Genomic DNA, 21,190 nt, shown 5'->3' on the forward strand with positions numbered 1-21,190 from the left:
CTGATGCGAACGGATGTACAGCAACTGTTAATGCTACGGTGACGCAGCCTACGGCTCTCACTGCAACTACTTCCCAGACGAATATTGCATGTAATGGCGGATCTACAGGAACGGCAACCATTACTGTTACCGGCGGAACGTCACCTTATACCTATTCTTGGTCTCCATCAGGCGGTACCGGAGCAACAGCATCAGGGCTGGTTGCCGGAACCTATACGGTAAACGTTACCGATGCCAACGGATGTACACTATCGAGAACAGTTACCATTACACAGTCTGCACCTGTAGCAGCTCCTACCGGCGCAGCATCACAAAACTTTGCTCCGGGAAGTACGCTGAGTGCTTTAGTGGTAACGGGTCAGAATATCAAATGGTATGCGTCAGCTTCAAATGCTCAGAACCACATAAACAGCCTGCCGCTCAGCACAGCATTGGTAAACAATACGACCTATTATGCTACGCAGACATCAGGAACTTGTGAGTCGACGGCTTACTTGGCAGTACTGGCGATCAACAGCACGCTTGGGGTTAGTGATAATACAAAATCGAAGTCACCGCTTCAGATCTATCCTAATCCAGTGAGAGATATCCTGAATTTCAGTGGTGCGGAAACCATTACTAAAGCGGTAATCATTGCTGCTGACGGAAGAATGGTAACCGAAAAGAAACTGCAGTCGGGAGAAAGAAGCATAGAGGTTCATTCATTGCCACAGGGAATGTATCTGATTCAGGTATTTACAGGAAGCGGTATGCAGACCTTTAAATTCATCAAGAAATAATTTTCATGCTTTCTTAAATCATTCTTCAAAATGATTATAACGAAGGGGCTGTCTATTTTAGACGCCCCTTTTTTATATCATATAAATGCTGAAAATTAAACCATAGTAGAGTTGCCCTCAATAAAAATCATTGATAATTAAGTCATTTGGTCATACACGTGCCAGGAAGCTTCCAGCATCCAGTTTTTCTCTTCCAGCCTTTAAGCTGATTTTTACATAATTATCAGAAAGTTTAAAACTTCAAAATCCAGTGTTTGATATTCACTCTGTTGTAAGTATATGTTATATGCACAAGACCTTTCTTATCCCTAAAAATAGTAGGATAGCTGAATTCTCCTTTTTTTTCATCTTCAAGCGACATCAGATCCTGCCAGTCGGTACCGTTATAGGAATAAGCCAGCCTCAATTTGGTTCGGCCTTCCCACCACTCTTTTCCGGGAAGTTCCGGATTGTAGACAATAAGGAAAAAATCTTTACAGCTGATGGCATCCGTCCCGGAATTGGGATTGGCAAGTTTCGTTGCGGCTAATGCGGTCCAGGTGATTCCGTTATCTTTCGACCATGAGGTGGCTACTACGCCTTCCTTGCTTCTGCAGAGCGCCTGCAGGCTGCCGTCTTTATGCATCAGGATACTGGGCTGGATCACATTGAATTTTGATGAAGGATCAATAGGATAAGAAGTCCAGTTCTTCTGATGATCTTTGCTGATTTCGACGTGTGCCGTCCATCGGTTTTCATCAATTTCCTTACTGGAAGGAGAAATAATATTGCCATTGGACAGTTCGATAGGTTTGTTTTTAATAGGTCCCAGGATAGATTCCGGAAGACGTTTTGCCTGGCTCCAGGTTTTGCCGTTATCTTCTGAAGTTTTTACCATCCCCCACCATTCGCGTGGATTGGGTCCCACTTTGTAATATAAGTAAATCGTTTTTTCATTTTTTGCCCTGAACAGTACGGGGTTCCAGCAGGGGTACCGCACGGAATCACTAATGCGTCCGTCCGCCCATATTTCCGGCTGGCTCCAGCTGTTTTCTTCCGTACGGATTCCCCAGATCACTACCTCTTTGCTTCCTTCGTGAGGGCCTCCGAACCAGGCTGAAAGTAATTTTCCGTCAGCAGCCTGCGCAATGGTAGAGGCGTGGCATTGTTTGAAATAGGCACCTTCCGTAAAAAGAAATTCTTTTTTCAGAACCTTTGCTGAAGGAATTTGGGCAAAACCTTTCGTAAACGTTAAGCACGAGAGAAAAAGCAAGAAACGTATATTCATTCTGTTGTTTTATTAATTGGGTGATGGCTGACTGTTATTATGATTTTTAATTTATAGAGAAGGTTTTCCGGATTCTGTTTTTTCAATTTCCTTGATGTAAAATGCTGCATTTTTCTGGCTCAGCTTTCCATAACCAGCATCGCTGATGCTTTTCAGCTGACTTGTGATGAAATCCGATCTTTTCTCCTTTAGTAAAGAATCTCTTACCGCAATAATTTCCTTTGCGGAATAGAGTTCCCTTTTCAAATGACCGGCAATATTATCTTTCCTGCCTATACAGCCGTCCTGATATTTCATAATCAAAGGATGGTGAAGGTAGTATTGGTAAACGGTAATAAACCGGGCATCATTTCTCTTTAACAGCTCCGCGCCGGAATACAATCTCAGGGCATTGCTTCCGTTTTTAGAAAAGTAATAAAGTTCATCTGCACGGGCTGCTTCAGACAGTTTTCTGAATTCCTCATAGAGGACACTTCTTTCGCCTCCGATCCCAATATGCAGAGATTCTGCATAAGAAATATTTTCCAAAGGTTTTGCCAGAGCCTTCACTTTATGGGATACCTGTGCGCTGATAAAGCATACCGTCAGTAGACAATACAAAGAAATTTTAAACTTCATAACCATGTGCTAATCTGCAAAAATAGAAATTCTTTATTCCTGAAAAGTTAATTTGTTATGTAAATTAGTTTTCGTAAACCGGAAAATTTTTACATTCGTGTAAAATATGATTTACTATGAAATTTTCGAGAATACTTTTGATGGCGGGATTGCTTTTGTTTCAGTTAAATTTTGCTCAGCAAAAGGCAGATGTGATTTTGAAAAAAGCATTAACAGAAGCGAAGGCTAAAAATAAAAACGTACTGCTGATGTTTCATGCTTCCTGGTGCAAATGGTGCCATACGATGGAAAACAATATGAAACTTCCGGAAACAAAGCCTGTTTTCGAGAAAAAATTTGTTACCGCTTATGTGGACGTGCAGGAAATGGGAGATAAGAAAAAACTTGAAAATCCCGGCGGTGAAGAGCTGATGAACAGATACAAAGGGAAAGATGCCGGACTTCCTTTCTGGCTGATCCTGAATGCTAAAGGTGAAGTTCTGGCCGATTCTTTTAATGATAAAAAGGAAAATCTTGGCTGCCCTTCGACAGCGGAAGAAGTGGATGTCTTTCTCGCGAAGCTCAAAAAATCTTCCAGAATGAATGATAACGAACTTCAGGCCGTTAGAAAAGCATTTTTAAAATAGTAAAAGCTGTCCGTGATGAGGACAGCTTTTTATCTTTAGTTAAAGCAACTGTTTTTTAAGCTTGTTTATATTTGCTCAATAATTTTATAGGCTTAAACTTAATGTGCTTCATTCATATAAACAGAGTTTATTCTTAATTTCAATAGTGAGAAAGCTTTAGATTCAGTTTAGCCAAATTCAGCTTATTGAACAAATCGTTGATTTTAAATTAAATGAATTCTCATTCCTTAATCTTAAAACAGATGCAAAAAGGCTCTGAAATTTAATTACAGTAGGCAATTCTTGGGTTTGTACTGCTGCTGCACGGGAACTGATATTTACTTTGCGGATAGTTCGGAACGGGATTATCCGTCACTTCCAGAGGTGCCATGGTCTGGCCGTTGTAAGAAGGCATGGTTACCTGAGCGGAAGATCCGTTTCCTAAAGCCGTATTTTTAGCATTCGCATTTCCGTTGAAGCTATAATCCATCATAGCATCGAGCAGCCGGTATACAGCATAATAATCCAGGGCATCGAAGGCTTTTCGGGAACTTGGCGTAGCGTGATCCGTTACATAATTATAGCCGTTGATGGTAGAAGATTTTACATAGATAAAATCTTTTTCGCTGTTGGGGATATTAATGTGCTTATAAATGTCGATGGCCAGGCGGTGGTCGTTTACATCATCTTCATCATAGACCTGGGAGATCATTTTTGTATTGGCCGGGAAATTCTGCAGCTGCTGTTCGGTAGTAAGCGGGCTGTTCCAGTTAAAGGCATACCACGGTGCCATCGTAAAAAGAAAGCGGGCATCCTGGCCCCAGCCTTTTTCCGTAAAGGCCTTATACGCAAGATCGATCGATGCACCGCCACCGAATGAATGTCCCATAAATCCTACTTTTTTCGTGTCGATGATATTCGGGTAATCGTTAGCAGCCTTCACAAATCCCTGCCAGAGGGTCTGGTAGCGGTGGTCTACACTGATGTCGATTGTGCGGTAAGGCACAAATACCACTACAAAACCTTTTTTGGCAATAAAACGATACAGTCCCATATTATAGGTTTTATCTTCTCCGCCGTATGGATGCGAAAAAAAGATGGTGGGACGGGGAGAAGTGGTTCCTTGCGGATAAAAAACCGAAACCTGGGTTCCTGCATACTGAGGATTATCAAAATCTATTTCCGCTACTTCATAGCTTCCGTCCGAGCCATAGCCGGAGGTTGGCTTTTGGATAGGCCCTTCCAGGCTGTTGTCTGTTTTAGTGGCAGATGACCGGATTTCATCATCAGTATTTGTAGTTGAGGAACAGGCTGAGTTTGTAATGAACAGAATCAGCAGCATAGGGAAAAGTAGCTTTTTCATCTTTTTTTGTCTTTTAGCTTCTTAATTAATTGATCTTTGAGTTCCTGGTATTTTTTATATTGTTCAGTATTCAGGATTTTACTTAAGGCAACATCTTTTTCTTTCTGTAATGGTCTCATTTTTTTTAACTTGGCAAGTTTGCCTTCGCTGCTTTTGAGAACAGGTTCATTTTTCTGTGCATAAAGAAGGTTAAGATTATAGGCCTGTGTTGCCTGGGAACTGTTCAGTCCCAGTGTGGTTTTCATCCACTCGGTCTGTATTTTTGCGCGCTGCTCGGGTGTACTGTCCTGCATGCTTTTCTGCTGTGCGGCAAATGGGGCAAATAATGCCCCTATCCAGAAAGCTGCAAATGCAAATAACTGTTTTTTTGTTTTTAAAATCATCTCTCTAAGTTTTTTCTGAAACAAATGTATTGATAACGGCCTGTTCTTTCGGAATAAAAAAAGGTGAGCCTTCCAAATTTTAAGGTGAAATTACTTAGAGCCTGTTTAAATTTTAGCTCAGCAGATTTTCCGTCTCTGTTAATTTTGATTTTAAAATTAAAGTTCAATTGTCTTATCAATTATTAATTTATCATCAATTTTACTTTAAATATAAGTAAATCACATAAAACCGCAAAAATCATACATAAATATCAGTTTTTTATGGTGATTATTTTAAAATAATTTGTAATATTGCAGAAGAAATAGAATTCAAAAAAAATTCTTTTTAAAGCATTTTTAAATGCTTACACTAAAATGAAAAAAATAATACCATGAATAAGCTCTTTCTTAAAAGAATTGCATTACTCAGCAATGTCTTTTTCTCAATGACGGTTTTTTCCCAGCTTAAAACTTCACCTCCCGAGATATGGGAAAAAATAGATCCCGGTACAAGAAAAGCTGTAAAATGTCCGGATGAAAACTTACTTAATTTTCACTGCGGTATAAACGATAGGGTCTTGAAAAAATATATCCGATATAGCAATCATAAAAGTCATACTTTAAGCTTAGTACATTCATCTAAAGAAGACGAACCTATATGGAAAGAAGACAACAAAAATGTATCTTTAAATAATTATAAGTACAGCAAGGGAAATAGAATAACCGAATTGGGGAAAAGACCCAGCATATTTTCTTATACAGAGCTGGCTGACAAACAAAATGCAAAGCAGGACAGCTTAAAAATTCAATTTGAAGATCAAAATCTTTATGAGCTAATTTTTTATCCCAAAAAAGTAACGGCAAAGGATCTCATCAAGATCCATTCTTATCTTTCCATAAAGTACGGAATCTCTTTGGAAAAGGGGATTTATTATTCAAGCGAAGGAACTGAATTATGGGATCCTAAAAAACATAAAGAATACCGTTATAGACCTACAGGATTAGGTAGGGATAACGATAACGAATTAAATCAGAAACAATCCTGTAACCAAGAAGATCTCTTTTTAACAATTGGATTTAATACCATTACAAGAACCAATTCAGAAAATCCTACCATAATCGATAATAATCATTTTGTGATGTGGTCTGATGACAATAAAAAAATGGAGTTAAAAGGAGACAAGGAAATGAATGTATTGGAGCGAAGTTGGGAAATTAATTTTTTAGGAAAGAATATTCCGAAAACAAATTACAGCGTAAGAATAAAAAAAGAAGCCGTTAATCCGAGGTCTCAGCCATTATCCTACTGGATGCTTTTAAAAAAGAATAATGGTGAAGTTAAAAAGATTGTTGGAAAAGAAAGCGGTGGTGATGTGATCTTTGACAAAGTAGAATTTATGGATGCATTTGATGTGGGAAATTCAACACATTTTACGTTTGCTGTAAGTCCGGTTAGAAATATAGAATCACAAAATAATTCAACCATAGGAACAGCATCACAATATGGTTTGGACGATATCTCAATAAATTCCGATAAAATCATTCTATATCCCAACCCTGTAAAGAAAGACCAGAACTTTAGCATCACTTTTCCTTCAATGGATAATCTCGCCATTTCCATATATGATGGCGGCGGAAGACTGGTAAAATTAGAGAAAATAAGCGATACGGCTAAATCTTATACAAGCCATCTGTCAATACAGAGTTCTTATCTTATTAGTCTTACACGTAATGGGAAAATTATAAAAACTTTCAAACTAATTGTCGATTAACTAAAGCCATGAAAAAGTACAATAATCAAAAATCTTTTTATAAAAGACCGGCTATTCTTTTATGCCTATTTGCAAGTATGCTCATATTTGCAAGCTTTTCTAAAGAAGACCGTCAAAAAGTAAGATCTTTTAAATTAAAAATGATGGAAAAATACATCCATCATTCCCTTGCGGATAATACTGATGAAGTATTGGTTGCTAAACCCCATTTAAAAAATCATTATACAAAAGGTAAAGCAGAAATATCCCAACAAAAAGGGATGATCTCTAATGAGGATTACAATTATGAACCTGCGTTTTTGAAAGAGAATAATGGTATAGCAGCTTCAAATGCTATCTCCTATCAGGCAAAGGAAAAGGAAGGTACTATTGGAACATTTTCCAATAAAGAGGAAGATCGTCTATCCGATAATTTTTTCACTGTGGATATACCAGAGAAAAAGGGGGGCAATATGGTAGCATATCTGGAGTACGACCTGTTCGGCTTGGCTTCACACCAGTCCGTTGCCAGATCTATTAACCACAATATTGCTATAGGAGGTGAAATTATTGTTCCTAATTCCCAATGGACCCACCAAAAAGAGCAAATAAGTAACCTTCTTTATGGAAAAACCAACACAATCCTTTTTACTTCCCCAGGAGAAGGTATAAAGTATAAGGTAAAAAACCTGAAGATTGTTTTTGAAAAGGAAAAAAATCCGGCTTTACCAATTAGCTCGTTATTATCCGGAGATAAATTGTATATCAAAGGAAGTTATTCTCATTCACTGACATTGCGGATTAATAACAAGGAAATACCTGTTCAGAAAGGAGAATTTGAAAAGATGATCACCCTTGCTGCCGATGAAAAATCAAAAGGTGTATTTTCAATTTCTGAAAATGGTAATAATACCACCTATAAATTGCCTCAGGATACCAGATCTTACAAGACAGTGGATAATAACTTTTTTAATGCAAAAGGTATTTTTGTCACAAACGATCAGGAATTAAGCGTCGATTATGAAAAGGCCAACATAACGATTCCAAAAGGATCTGCAGCAGCAGCCTATATTGAAGTACTAAAACTTAGAAACAAAGATTTTCCAGGGACTTCCCAAGGACTTAAAAATGTAACTTTTGATAATATGGGTTACCGTCTTTCTTTAATTTCGGGAAAACTCAGTAAAAGAATCAAAATAACAATTCCCTACGACGAAAAACGATTAGGCCTTTTAAAAGCAAACGATATTAAAATTTTCAGGTTCGATTATGAAAAGAAAAAATGGATTGCCGAAACGTCAGCTGTCGTAGATACAAAAACAAAAACAGTAAGTGTTGAAGCGGAAGGCAATGGAGATTATATAAGCGGGATTATTTCAGTTCCGGAATCACCTCAGATCAATGCACTTGCACCTACTGCCATAAGTGGTTTAAAAACAGTGGATCCCGCTGCGGGCCTACAGTTTATGTCTCCTCCTACCGCCAATTCTTCCGGTTCTGCTTCCACGTCATATCCTATCGAAATTCCTGCTGGCGTACAAGGTATGGCTCCAAAGATTTCGGTTGCGTATAATAGTGCTTCCGGAAACGGATGGATGGGAGAAGGATGGAATGTTTCCGGGATTTCAGATATAACCCTGGACACGAGATGGGGAACACCTAAGTTTGATCCCACCTACGAATCCGAAATTTATTTGCTGGATGGAGAAATGCTGATGTATGAAGGAGATTATCTGCCGCACAGACATACCAATGGAAATGGAGCAATGGATGTGGCGCGTCAGGCGAGGAATACATACGGTAAAAAGAATTTTTATCTGAGAAAAAATAATGGTTTTCTCAGAATAGAAAGATACGGAACTGATCCGAAAACGTATACCTGGGTAGTAACCGGTACAGATGGTACAAAAAAATACTACGGAGGTAATGAAAACAACGTTAATACAAACGCTATTGTAATAACCGACCAGAATAACATTGTTCAGTGGGGAATCACAAAAGAACTTGATATTCATAATAACAATATAAAATATTACTATGATAATAAGATATTTCAAGCCGGAGTAGCACCGGCTACAGGCGATAACCTGAACCTGGCCAACGGCAGGCAATTCCACATTCAAAGAATTACCTATACGGGAAGAGATGACAATGACGGTCCGTATGAAATTGCTTTTAGTTCTGACAGTGGACAAAGGCCGGATTTATCTATAAATGCAAAAGAGGGTGTGAAAAGAGTTGAAACGTCCCGGTTGACGGATATTAATGTATCCTATAAACCACCGGGAAGTAACAATGGAATAAGAAAATACTTCTTCGAATATTATACCGGTGCCTTTTACAAAACGTTACTTTCAAAAATTATAACTCCGGGAGTGACTTATCAGTTGGATTATCATAACGATACCAATGGTACAATATTCGGTCCGGATAAAACGGTGAATGCGCCGACTCCTGACGCTTTTTCGGGGACAGTAAACTCATTGTTAAGCCCATCAAAAATCAGTGCGGACAATAATCTCGAATGGGGTTGGTCGGTTCGGGCAGGTGGCGGATTCGCGCTGTTCAAACCACACCGTTCCGGAGATAAAAACTTTATGATTTCCGGATTTTTTGGAGAATCCTATCCGGATAGTAAGAGGGCCATTGAACTCATAGATTTTAATGGAGATGGTGTTACCGACATCCTTTACCGTAAAAGAAATGGGGATAATGGGATAAAACTAATTCCAGGAAGCCTTGATACGAATGGAAATTTACAGTTCAGTTCCCCACAGCAGAATGTTCTCAACTTAAAAAGTAATTTTGGCCATACCATCGGAAGTACATGGACCAATGGTGCAACCGTATTGTTCAACTGGTGGAAAATGGGATTTGATTTTACAAAATCATGGTCAAGGACCAAAACCAATACTCCGGTTTATCTTATTGATGCCAACTCAGACGGACTTCCTGATGTGGTAAAAGATGATAAAGTATGGTTCAACAGAATTGGTGCAAATGGCCAGCCGGAGATGGTAACGACCAGTGATCTGACTGAAAATATGGTAATCAAAGGAAATATACCGGCTCCCTATACCGAACCTGAAGAGGAAGAAGATGATACTGAAGATGAAGCTGCGAGAGGAAAAAATGATGTGGTAAAAGTGTGGATAGCACCGAAGACCGGTTACATTAAAATTTCCGATGTCATTTCCATGGCAGATCCTATAAAGGAAGCTGTGGCTGTCTACTCGATCGAAATTCTGAATCCTACTGATCTTCCGAAAAACGGCAGGCTTTATTTAAAAAAATTAGCCGGTCCTAATCCTCCTGTTTCCGTAAATATCGAACATTATAATGATTATAATGGTACCCCTTTAGGAATAAATACATCTGACAGGATTTTAGTAAAATCTGGCGAAAAGGTATATTTCAGACTGCATAAAAAGAAAGGGCTTAATTATGTAGTCAACACAAGTCCTATGGTCACCTATACGGATGATACCGGTAATGCAATTACCGATACTCCTGAAGAGGAGCAGGACGGATTTCAGCCCAATGCCCTGAAATACGAAGAGAAATTCTTCCTGAATAATCTTACCAAAACAATTGATTTTACAAGCTTGGGTCATGGAGAGATAAATATCCCCGGATTTACGGTTCCTAAATTAAACGATGACGTAACTTATAAAATTACCTTATCCAAACATGATATTGTAAATCCGGCGACTGATATTCAGATATTATATTCTAAAACATACAGCCAGAATACTGGTCCTGTAGCCATTGACCCTGTAAATCTTACATTCTTAGCACCTGCCATAGTAGGATCACACTTAAAATTTATCGTTGAGTCTGATTCGTATGTATATAAAGATTTAGAATGGAAAGACATTTATGTAAATAATGGTTCGACTGCACTTGAAACGCATGACGTAGCTATATATCCCTCCTATTTTGTTTCCGATATGAAAAGTAAGTTTCATGTCGCTGATTTAGGCAATCTACCACAAGGAACAAATTCTTATGCAGTCTCAATTAATAAAACAGGTTCATTTACACCTTCCGTAACAGGTAACTTTATGTATGCCATTAAGAAGAACGGACTTGTAATTGAAAAAAGAAAAGTAGAGATTAAACCCTCCGGAATTTCTGAATATACCATGTTTGGAGGAGCGATTACTGGTTTAGATCCAATTCCATTTTATAATGGCGATCCGTCACAGCCAGTTCAATTGGCTGACAAAATTAACATCCTGGTATTCTGTGCCACTCCTCAGGATCGTGCTGCTTATGAATCTTTAAGATCACAGCTTCAGGGTAAAGCTTTCGATATTTACTACGGTAGCGGTAACCAGCTTGTAGGTTCTACCACGGAAACATCCGTCAATACTTCAGAATTTAATGCAATAAGTGCTGTTTATCATAACTGGGGGCAGTTTATTTACAATGAAGCAAGAGATATTAAAAAAGGAGACAATCCTCTTGACCCGCCTTACAATGATCCTAAGGACGGACCTACCGGACCTACCCAATCCAATGGGCCAGACTACGTTCCAAATCCAAATACACCGAAGGATCAGTATGGAGCGCTTATTAACAGTGAGTTTTTAGATTCTCCATTTGGAAGTTTTAACCATAATTTCAATTCGTGTGCAGGGATTACCAATGCAGATGATTACGCAAATTGTGTAGGTGATATCCTTCAGGCAGATTTCCAGAATATAGGCAATACCAATGTGTTGGCAGGTATGACCCCGGTAATTCCACTTATTGTTTATAATGTGAAGAAAGATAATCAGTTTACACAGAAGTGGGTAAACGGAATGTTTACAGAACAGTACGCAATGGCATCGAGCTTCCGTGATGAAGAGAGTATTACGCCTTTCTTCGTAAGCGATGATCCGGATGAGCCGGATACCGAAGTTCAGGGGAATGATAATACGGCGATGTATGCAATAGAAAAGAAGCAGAAAAGCAAATCGAAAACCACGAACTTCGGGCTTGGTATTCCGGTAGTTTCAACATCTACTTCTCAACTTAGAGACTATGGCAACATCAATACCCAAGACTTTTTTGATGTAAACGGTGATGGCTATCCGGATATGCTTTACCGGACACAGGCACAATTAACAAATTCACTTGGAGGACTTCTTGGAGTACAGCCCAATCTGGAAAACAATGGTGATTCTCCAATCTCTTCCGCTGATAGCTTCCAGAGAACCAATACCATCGCTTTTACCAATACAGCGGTGAAAACGGTAGGGAGAATGATAAGCAATAAAAATGCTGATGCAAAAGGTGATGAGTCTAGCCCATGGTCCGGCGGTTTAGGTTTTTCCAACTATCCGAATTCTTACGATAAAGGACTGAAATTCTGGGCAGACATTAACGGAGATGGATTGGTAGACCGTGTCGATAAAATTGGAAATGAATTCAAGTACAGGCTAAATTACGGAACAGGACTTAATTTTTATGAAAATTTTAAAGGACTGGACACCTATAACTCCAAACCCGTTGGCGCTACTTCGGTTAGTATTGGAGGAGGACTTTCGGGATTAATCTCTCAAACATCAACCTTCAGTTCAGGATTCGGTATATCAGGAAACTTAACAGCATCTTCGTCTACAGGAACTTCTAAAAAAACTTTTCAGGATGTAAATGGTGACGGACTGGCCGATATTATAACCGTAGAAGATAACGGTAATGCCAGTGTTAGCTATAATATGGGAAATAAGTTTGCTATTCCCGAAGCTTTATCAAAACAAGGCGCTATAGTAAATTACGCAAATGAAAGCAGAAATTACAACGGAGCTTTTTCATTGAATGTTGGCTATTATCTTAACATACCAACGATTACCTTATTTGGTATTACAATTCTGTATGTAAGAGCGGGAATAGATGCTAATGCGAACTTAGGTCTTACAGTATCTGAAATCAATAAAGCTTTGCGGGATATAAACGGCGATGGATTTCCCGATCTGGTAGTTAATACGGGTAGTGGACTTCAGGTAAACTACTCACGAGTAGGACGAACCAATAAGCTTTCCAAGGTCACTGAACTGAAAAGCAAAGGATCCTTTACCATCGATTATGAATTTTCCAAGCCGTCGTATGACGATCCGCATGCAAAATTGGTAATGAGTACAGTTAAAATTCTAAATCCTGACGTAAACTCAGCCACTTATACGCAATCTACTGCCGGTAAAGATCAGGTCATTCGTTATAAATACGATAAATCCAGATATGACCGTAGAGAAAGGACTTCCTATGGATTCGCTACCGTAACCTCGGAAGAAATGAACGGAACATCGGTATATCGTCAGACGGTACAGACTTTCTATAACAGCACTTATTTTAATAATGGACTGGAACGAAAAACCGAAGTATTTGCCAACGGTACATTAAGCAACAGTACGGTTAAAAGCTTCAAGTTATTTAACTATACTAATAACCATACCCTTATTTCGGAAATTCCGGCCGCACAATTTGAAACTTATGACGTAGGAGGCACGCAAGGAAACAGGACTGCACTTGTAAAATTAGTCGGGACAAGCATAACCGATATTGAAGGAGGTGTTTCGCTCACAACCAGTGACGTTATGTCCTATAACAACAAAGGGCAGCTTACCAATTACCAGTATAACAGTAATGTGGCCAGCGGAAACTATTCTTCGGAAGTTTCCTATCATAGCTACCCTTCGCTTACTGCTGCTAATATTCTTGATGTACCGGCAGATATTAAAGTGTATGGAACGGGAAGTAATTTGCTTCGCCACAGAAATACCGAGATCGATCAGACTACGGGCGATCCTATTCGTATTTCTGTTGAAGTTTCTCCCGGCACTTTTGCCATGACCGCCTTATCTTATGATCCATTTGGAAATGTAAAAGTAATTACCTATCCAAGCGGATATAAACTGACTTACACTTATGATCCGACGGGAAAATACGTGCAGACTGTTGCGGATAATTTCGTTTCCTCTTCTGCTGTTTATGATCCGAGTTTTGATACGGTTCTGGAATCTACAGATCCCGCAGGAAATAAAGTAAAATATACTTATGATATTTTGGGCCGTGTAACTTCCGTATTGGGACCAAAAGAAGTGGGAATATCTCCGTATACGATAAAATACAGCTATTTTGATTCCGAGCTGGGAACCGGAAATAATCTTCCGAAACTCTATGGATCTCTTACCCAGAACTACGATAGCCAAAATCCATCCAATCCTATAGAGACGATCAGCCTGGCAGATTTTACCGGAAGAACCGTGCAGGTAAAAAAGGATATCGAAATAGACGGTACTGAAAAAATGTCCGTATCGGGCATTACGCTGTACGATGTTTTCGGAAGAGCCGTTAAACAGTATCATCCGACAGATGAAAATAAAGATGCTGTAGCCAATAAAAAGTTGAAGCTCACTACGGCACAATATTATACTTCAGTCGTGTATGACGCGCTTAACAGAGTCGTTAACAGCTTTGATGAAGACGGAAACCTCACGGAGTATAAATATACCATCGATAACAGCATGTATAAGAAGACTACGGAGCAGCTTCAGAATCTTGCGGTACCATTGAAATATGAAACATTTACCAATGCCGAGGAAAAAGTGGTTAAAACAAATAATTTCGTCGGAGGACAGGTATTATCAACAACATTCAACTATAATAATATAGGAGAGCTTCTCTCTTCCACAGATCCGGAGAATAAGACAACTTCTTACGCATATGATATGGGAGGTAGAAGAATAAAAGAAAGCCATCCGGACCGCGGACTGTCAAGATTTGTATATGATTTAGGCGGGAATCTTATCCGAAGATTTACCGCAAACCTTTTAAGTTCTACAGCACCTCAAAATTATATTGCTTATACTTATGACCTAAACCGACTTACCAATATTACTTATCCTCCGCTGCCAAACGGTTCCCCTAATCCTAACAATGTATTTTATCAATATGCGACTAATGGTTCCGGAATAGGCAGAGTTACATATAAAAGTGACGGAACCGGTTCTGTGCAATATAGATATGGAAATATGGGCGAGATCGTGCGAGAACGGCGACGAATCATGGGATATAATATCCCTACAATGTCTTTCACCACCAATTACACCTATGACAGCTGGAACAGGATTACTGAAATGCGTTATGCAGATGACGAGTATCTTAGTTATCATTATGATCGCGGCGGAAACCTAAAGCAGGTTACAAGCGATGTAAATGGGGATTATATTAAAGATATCCAATATGACCTGTATGAACAAAGGACAAAAGTACTCAACGGGAATGATACTTATTCTCTTTATACATATGATCCTACCAGGCGTATGTTAAAAAATCACACGCTCACAAAAGATAATTATGCGACATTCCTTAACAATCAATACAAATACGACCTGGTAGGTAATGTTATTAAGAATACGAACGCGGCATACCCTACACCAAATATGCTGGGAGGACCCTATGAAATGATTTATGGATATGATACCATGAACCGTCTGATCTCTTCGGAAGGTGCGATGTTCAAAGAATTAAAAGAAGATCATACAGATCCGAATAATATTGCATCAAGCTACAATACTTCGCTTACCTATACTCATAGCAGCGGAATTGATACTAAAAAGCAGACGGTAATACACCAGGGAACAGTTGATCCTTTAAACACCTACGATAACAGTTACAGCTATTTAAGTAGTACCCATCGTTTGGAGTCTGCAGTAGATCAGAATACCAACATTGGCAATTCTTTCGAATATGACGAAAATGGTAACCCTGCTGTTGATGCATCTCCATCCGGGCCAAGATTTATGTATTGGGATGAAGAAAATAACATGAAAGCATATTCTTCACCTGAAGAAGGAATATTCCAGTACAATGTTTATGATGACCAAAAGGACAGGACAATTAAATACATTCTGGGCCAGGAATCATCCTTATATCAGAATGGAGCCCTGGTTGACGGTTCAATGTCCCTGCAATCGTATGCGGTTTATCCGAACCCATTTATGACAGTAACTTCGGATGGAAAATATACCAAACATTATTATACGGGAACCCAAAGAATAGCCAGTTATCTCTCCACCAACAGCGGAAATATCAACAGATCCCAAGATGCTAACGCCGTAGCAGGAAGTAACACAACACCTGATCCTGATACGGAAGCGGACTTCAACCACTATGCGGAAAAGGCAGGGCTTGATGTACAAAGTATTACGACAGAGCTGAAATCAGGTTCTGCTCAGAATGGTATCTACTACATCCACGGGGATTACTTAGGAACGGGAACATTTGTAACGGATGGTGATGGTATTGCAACCCAATTTTTCTTAAATTTACCATTTGGGGAAACATTCGTAGAGCAACAGGTAACAGGAACCTATAACAATCCTTATAAGTTTAACGCTAAAGAGTTAGACAGCGAAACCGGTCTTTATTATTATGGAGCGAGGTATTATAACCCGAGGTTAAGTATCTGGTATGGGGTAGATCCGCTGGCGGAGAAGTATCCATCTTATAGCCCTTTCATTTACACGCTTAATAATCCTATAAACTTTATAGATCCGGATGGTAATAGAATTAAGCCCGGTTCAAATTGGGCAGGGGCAGGACATTTAAAATTTAATTTATTATATTTTAATGCTATGTATAATTTGCATCACAGCAATAAGGATGATAGATCGGGGTACAGTTGCTCAATGTGCTGTATAAATGCTCTATCCTCAAATTTGAGTCTTTTATACAGTAACAAGTTTAAAAGGCTTGACAATTATGATAAAATGATGCAGCAAGTTGGGCAGTTAGGATATAGAGGAGATAGAGAAATTGCACAGCCGACTTTAAATGGTAAAGTTTTGAATAGCAGTAATTCTGTATCAGAATTTTCGGATAAAAACTTCAACACAGGTATTGTAGATAATCTTATGGATCAACTAAAAGGAAACAAAGGAGTTTTTGTTTTTGGAGTTGGAATTGCCAATGGATATCACAGCACTATAGTTACCGCTTATAATGACGGAACAAAGGTTAGAGATAATGAACATGATATAACTTATACATCTAGTGTATCCAATCCAATATTTCTCTATATTGAAGATGGTGGTGGTGCAAGAGTCTTTACAGGGAATCAGTTAGAGAGTAAGTTTAAGGAATTTTATATTGGTGCCGCAAAATATTATTCTGGACAAAAAATTATAGATGGAAAGAAAGTAGGCAACACTGGCGCAAAAGATATGGGAGCAAGAATAGATAATTTAGAATTTAAAAAGACAAAATAATGTTTAAATATTTGTTTATATTTTTTTTACTCCTCATTTCTTGTAAAAACACAGAGGAAAAAAGTTGCGATCCGATCTTAATTAAGAATTTAGTTTCTAATATTGAGAGTATGAATAAAGAGAAATACTATGTAAACTTTCCAAATAAAGGAGATATTCTAGATTTTGTTAAATTGTATACCTCACACTGTAATATACCCTTCAAAAATGGTGATTATCATATAGAAAAGGCAATTAATCTTTTTGGAAAAGAGAAGGAAGGAAATATGTTTTATGGTGAAATTGTCTGTTTTGAAAATTATGATAAATGTGATAGTATAATCCGACAAATTAAATTTAAAAACTGTATAGATCCATATAACATTAAAATAAATAAAGTATATAAAATAAAACCCTCATTGGTACTTCTTGTAAACTTTTCTAATTTTGATGTTAGAAATTTTGAAAAAAAGATTTTGCTAAAATATAAAAATTGTCAAATAATTAACATCAATGAACCGTGATAAGTCCCCTGATCTATAAAGTCTAGCGATATTATAGCAGATAAAAAGCAGCAAAAGTCTGACTAAATTTTTACACAATTTCATTTATATTTAGAAAGAAGCCTATTTTATAGGGTTAAGAAACTTTAACTTATTATTTTTCAACAAAATTTATCTTAATAGCAGTTTAGCGAAACATTTGTAGAACAGCAGGTCACCGGCAAATATCCTAATCCTTATAAGTTTAATGCCAAAGAGTTAGACAGCGAAACCGGTCTTTATTATTATGGAGCGAGGTATTATAATCCTAGATTGAGTATTTGGTATGGGGTGGATCCGCTGGCGGAGAAAATGCCGAGCTGGTCGCCGTATGCTTATGCATTTGATAATCCTATAAGATTTACTGATCCGGATGGAAGATATCCTATTTTACCTCTTGTCGGGACAATAGCTGTGTTCTTGAGAACATTCAATAATACACCTTCTAGAATGGGAACGCTTTCAGGTGCGAATGCAGCAGCAGCAATGTCAAGATTAGGAAACACTGAATTTAGTTGGAGCCAAGGTAGAAGTCTTCCTACTAGTACGGCATATTTTAATAACCGGGATGGAAGATATATCTATACAACCGAAGGCGGTTGGATTGATATGGTACATTTTCTATTTTATGCAGGTAGAGCCTATAACTATAAACAAGATAAAAGTAGAGCTCAAGCAGAAGTGTTGGCAAAAGGTGGTTCTGTGTCTTTAAAAACTTTAGGAGAATCTAGGATGAATCCAGTCAGTGAATCATTGCAAGATGGATATGCGCAGGAAGCGTCAGATGTTATGTTTGCAGAACATTCTGCATATAGTTATGAAGATTTGCCTAGCGATAAATTTGGAGCTGAATTCGGAGCAAATTATTTTGATCCTAAAAGCAAATTTTCATTTGGAGAGCAATTGCAAAATTATTTAAATTCATTAGGTGCAACAAATCCTAAAAATGCTCCTAATTATAATGAACTTCCTAAACAGGATAATCTTAAATCCCCTCCACGAAAAAATTATAGTACAAAACCAGTTTATATTAAAGGAGATAAAGGAGGAACAAATGGTAATCCTTGCTCATTATGCCAGCCAACTAAATCAAAGCAATAGAGATTAATATTATGAAGAAACTTAAAAGTAAATTTTTATTCGTCATGCTTTTTTTTATAATTAGTTGTGTATCAGAAAATATGCAAGAAGCTAATCATATCATAAATAAAATAGAGGAATATAGAAAATCAAACAAGAAACTTCCTGAGAATCTTAACGAAATTGGAGTAAAAGAAACGGAAGAAGGTCCTGTATTTTATAAGAGAATTGGTTTATCAAACTATATAATATGGATTCAAGCTGAGTCTTCAATGGGGGATTCTGATATTTATTATTCTGATACTAAAAAATGGGAGAAGGCATATAGAGAAATTAAGTCAACTAAATGAATGGCTCTGTTATTAGGTCCTAGATCAGTTGTAAAATAAGATTATAGCACTTGTCATCTGCTAGGACAAGTGTCTCGCTCTTTCCTTCGTGATAAGATTGGTGTTACAAGCCTGTTTTTCTTAAATTTACCATTCGGGGAAACATTTGTAGAGCAGCAGGTCACCGGGAAATATCCGAACCCTTACAAGTTTAACGCAAAAGAGTTAGACAGCGAAACAGGTCTTTATTATTATGGAGCGAGGTATTATAATCCTAGATTGAGTATCTGGTATGGTGTGGATCCACTAGCGGAGAAGTACGCAGGGTGGTCGCCGTATGCATATTGTGGAAACAACCCTATTAATTACATTGATCCTGATGGAAATTTTAGATTACCGGCAAATGCTACGAGAGAGCAAAGAAGATTATATATAGAGGCAATAAAAACTATAAAAGCGGTGTTTCGAGATTCAGGATTTCGAAAAGCGTTTAAAGAGAAATTTAAGGTAGATGATAAAATGATACAGAAAATGCTCAAAGATGGAGATGGCCCCACTGTTATAATGAATGAATCTATAAATGCTTTGGGCCTTTATAAGCCAGAAACGAATCCCAATGTTATTCTAATAGATCCTAAGGTAGTAAATGATGTTTCAAAACATAAAGGAGATAGAAAGTATATTGATCTTTTAGCAGAAATTATAATTCATGAAGGTGGTCATTGGGCAGACTTTAAAATGGACGGTAAATCCGAGGAAGATGATCCACTTTTTAAGACGGGTTATCATTCAAAAAGTGGTTTACCAGATGCGGGAGATAATTGGGAATATATTTATTTTGGAACAGATACTCAATCTGCTGCTTCTGATCGTGATATAATTACTGAAAAGTTTGATGGATTTAGGAGGAATAATTTTAGAAAAAATTTTAGGCAACAAATTGAAATCAGGGACTTGAAATCACAAAAAATGCCATCTGTTTTAGATAATTATAAAAAACCAAAAGATAATTTGCGAGTAAGACCATGTTATTAACCCAAAATCCCTAAACAATATGAATTTTAAAACAAAAATAGTTATGATTTTATTATCCTCTTTATTACTTACGAATTGTAAGGAGGAAATGAAAAAATGTGTAAGTCAATCTACCGATACTAATGTAAAACTATATAATGATTTAACAGATCAGTTGATACCTTATTTTTTTAGAGAAGATTATTTAGGTGAAAAAAAAATTTTGATAGTTTAAGAGTTCATAATGAGGATTTATATATCGAAGAGAAGACAAAAGCGCACAACGAAATTTTTAATCATCCTGAAAAATTTTGCAATTTGTATATAGATTCTACTAAAAATAAAAATACAGATTTTGCTACAGGTAGTAAAAATTTTATTACAGGTCATCCCGAAGCTCCTATAAATTACAAAAAAAGTAGGAAGGAGTTTTTAAAAGAATTTTCCAGTAATACAGACATTATTCAAAAATTAAGTACAAGAAGTTCTATAAAAGCAAATCAATTTAATTTATGTACCGCAAAAGTGCTGGATCTGGCAGAGTATGATAAACATACAAATGAATGTGAGATAGGTGTTGTCTATTTTTCAGAGATTGTATTCGATACTTCAAAAAAAATAGCATTAGTTTTTGTTGACCATAATATAAAAAATTATTACGGTAGAGCTGCTGTATTTAAACTAAGATTGCATGATAATTATTGGGAAATAGAAGATGCTATATTAGTGTCAACTTCCTAATTTCCGGGTAATGTATCAAATTTAGTGATGACATTTTTTGATGATTAACTCATTGAATTTCAATAATCATTAAAAATGAACTATTAACAACACGAGTAAGGATTCTTTACTCGTGTTTGTTTTATTCGAAAAAAATATGTGCAGATGGTTGAAGATCATTCCTCGGGTATCAGATTTAGTGATAAGGATAAAAACAAAAAAATAGGGTTTTAGAACCGCAACATTTGTCACCAATTCCCAGGGCAATGCTACCCAATTTTTCTTAAATTTACCATTTGGGGAAACATTCGTAGAGCAACAGGTAACAGGAACCTATAACAATCCTTACAAGTTTAACGCTAAAGAGTTAGACAGCGAAACCGGTCTTTATTATTATGGGGCCAGATATTACAATCCTAGAATTAGTACCTGGTATGGAGTAGATCCGCTGGCGGAGAAAATGCCGAGCTGGTCGCCGTATGCTTACGCGTTTGATAATCCGGTACGTTATATCGATCCCGA

At 37.5% G+C, this 21,190-nt stretch carries 12 protein-coding genes and 2 pseudogenes; 10 read left to right on the top strand and 4 right to left on the bottom strand.

What is annotated here, in order from left to right; genetic code table 11:
• On the top strand, positions 1-779 hold a 779-nt coding region (locus ACED20_RS17540; protein ID WP_378106051.1), incomplete at its 5' end, for a T9SS type A sorting domain-containing protein.
• A 232-nt stretch (positions 780-1,011) separates the two neighbouring features.
• On the opposite strand, the gene ACED20_RS17545 is transcribed toward ACED20_RS17540, so the two are convergent.
• Positions 1,012-2,046 (bottom strand): exo-alpha-sialidase, encoded by a 1,035-nt coding sequence (locus ACED20_RS17545; protein WP_294201768.1) that lies wholly within the window; start codon positions 2,044-2,046, stop codon positions 1,012-1,014.
• Between the two features lie 51 nt (positions 2,047-2,097).
• Positions 2,098-2,664: a hypothetical protein gene (locus ACED20_RS17550; RefSeq protein WP_294201767.1), complete on the bottom strand. Its 567-nt coding sequence runs from the start codon at positions 2,662-2,664 to the stop codon at positions 2,098-2,100.
• 116 nt (positions 2,665-2,780) lie between these two features.
• Between ACED20_RS17550 and ACED20_RS17555 the strand changes: the two genes are divergently transcribed.
• Positions 2,781-3,290: a DUF255 domain-containing protein gene (locus ACED20_RS17555; RefSeq protein ID WP_294201766.1), complete on the top strand. Its 510-nt coding sequence runs from the start codon at positions 2,781-2,783 to the stop codon at positions 3,288-3,290.
• 262 nt (positions 3,291-3,552) lie between these two features.
• On the opposite strand, the gene ACED20_RS17560 is transcribed toward ACED20_RS17555, so the two are convergent.
• Both ACED20_RS17560 and ACED20_RS17565 read right to left on the bottom strand, forming a co-directional pair.
• Positions 3,553-4,632 (bottom strand): alpha/beta hydrolase, encoded by a 1,080-nt coding sequence (locus tag ACED20_RS17560; RefSeq protein ID WP_294293669.1) that lies wholly within the window; start codon positions 4,630-4,632, stop codon positions 3,553-3,555.
• A complete protein-coding gene (locus ACED20_RS17565; RefSeq protein WP_294201762.1) occupies positions 4,629-5,015 on the bottom strand; it encodes a hypothetical protein in 387 nt (128 codons plus the stop codon). The genes ACED20_RS17560 and ACED20_RS17565 overlap by 4 nt, the downstream gene beginning before the upstream one ends.
• 371 nt (positions 5,016-5,386) lie before the next feature.
• Between ACED20_RS17565 and ACED20_RS17570 the strand changes: the two genes are divergently transcribed.
• The 8 genes and pseudogenes from ACED20_RS17570 to ACED20_RS17605 all read left to right on the top strand — a co-directional run.
• Positions 5,387-6,766, top strand: coding sequence for a T9SS type A sorting domain-containing protein (locus ACED20_RS17570; protein WP_294293673.1), 1,380 nt, complete (start codon positions 5,387-5,389; stop codon positions 6,764-6,766).
• Between the two features lie 8 nt (positions 6,767-6,774).
• The gene (locus ACED20_RS17575; protein WP_378106057.1) at positions 6,775-17,004 is read left to right on the top strand and encodes a SpvB/TcaC N-terminal domain-containing protein; all 10,230 of its coding nucleotides are present in this window, start codon (positions 6,775-6,777) and stop codon (positions 17,002-17,004) included.
• Between the two features lie 110 nt (positions 17,005-17,114).
• The gene (locus ACED20_RS17580) at positions 17,115-17,507 is read left to right on the top strand and encodes a hypothetical protein (protein WP_378106060.1); all 393 of its coding nucleotides are present in this window, start codon (positions 17,115-17,117) and stop codon (positions 17,505-17,507) included.
• Positions 17,508-17,708: 201 nt separating this feature from the next.
• Positions 17,709-18,626 (top strand): annotated as a pseudogene (locus ACED20_RS17585) (RHS repeat-associated core domain-containing protein); the annotation flags it as partial.
• An 11-nt stretch (positions 18,627-18,637) separates the two neighbouring features.
• Entirely contained in the window at positions 18,638-18,955 is a 318-nt protein-coding gene (locus ACED20_RS17590) for a hypothetical protein (protein WP_146941309.1), read from the top strand.
• Between the two features lie 69 nt (positions 18,956-19,024).
• On the top strand, positions 19,025-19,969 hold the full coding sequence (locus tag ACED20_RS17595; protein ID WP_345766305.1) for an RHS repeat-associated core domain-containing protein: 945 nt from the start codon (positions 19,025-19,027) through the stop codon (positions 19,967-19,969).
• 297 nt (positions 19,970-20,266) lie between these two features.
• Positions 20,267-20,689: a hypothetical protein gene (locus tag ACED20_RS17600; protein ID WP_345766304.1), complete on the top strand. Its 423-nt coding sequence runs from the start codon at positions 20,267-20,269 to the stop codon at positions 20,687-20,689.
• Positions 20,690-20,972: 283 nt separating this feature from the next.
• Positions 20,973-21,182: pseudogene (locus tag ACED20_RS17605) on the top strand (RHS repeat-associated core domain-containing protein); the annotation flags it as partial.
• Positions 21,183-21,190: the final 8 nt, after the last annotated feature.

This window comes from Chryseobacterium sp. sg2396, assembly GCF_042610505.1.
Classification (GTDB): Bacteria; Bacteroidota; Bacteroidia; order Flavobacteriales; family Weeksellaceae; genus Chryseobacterium.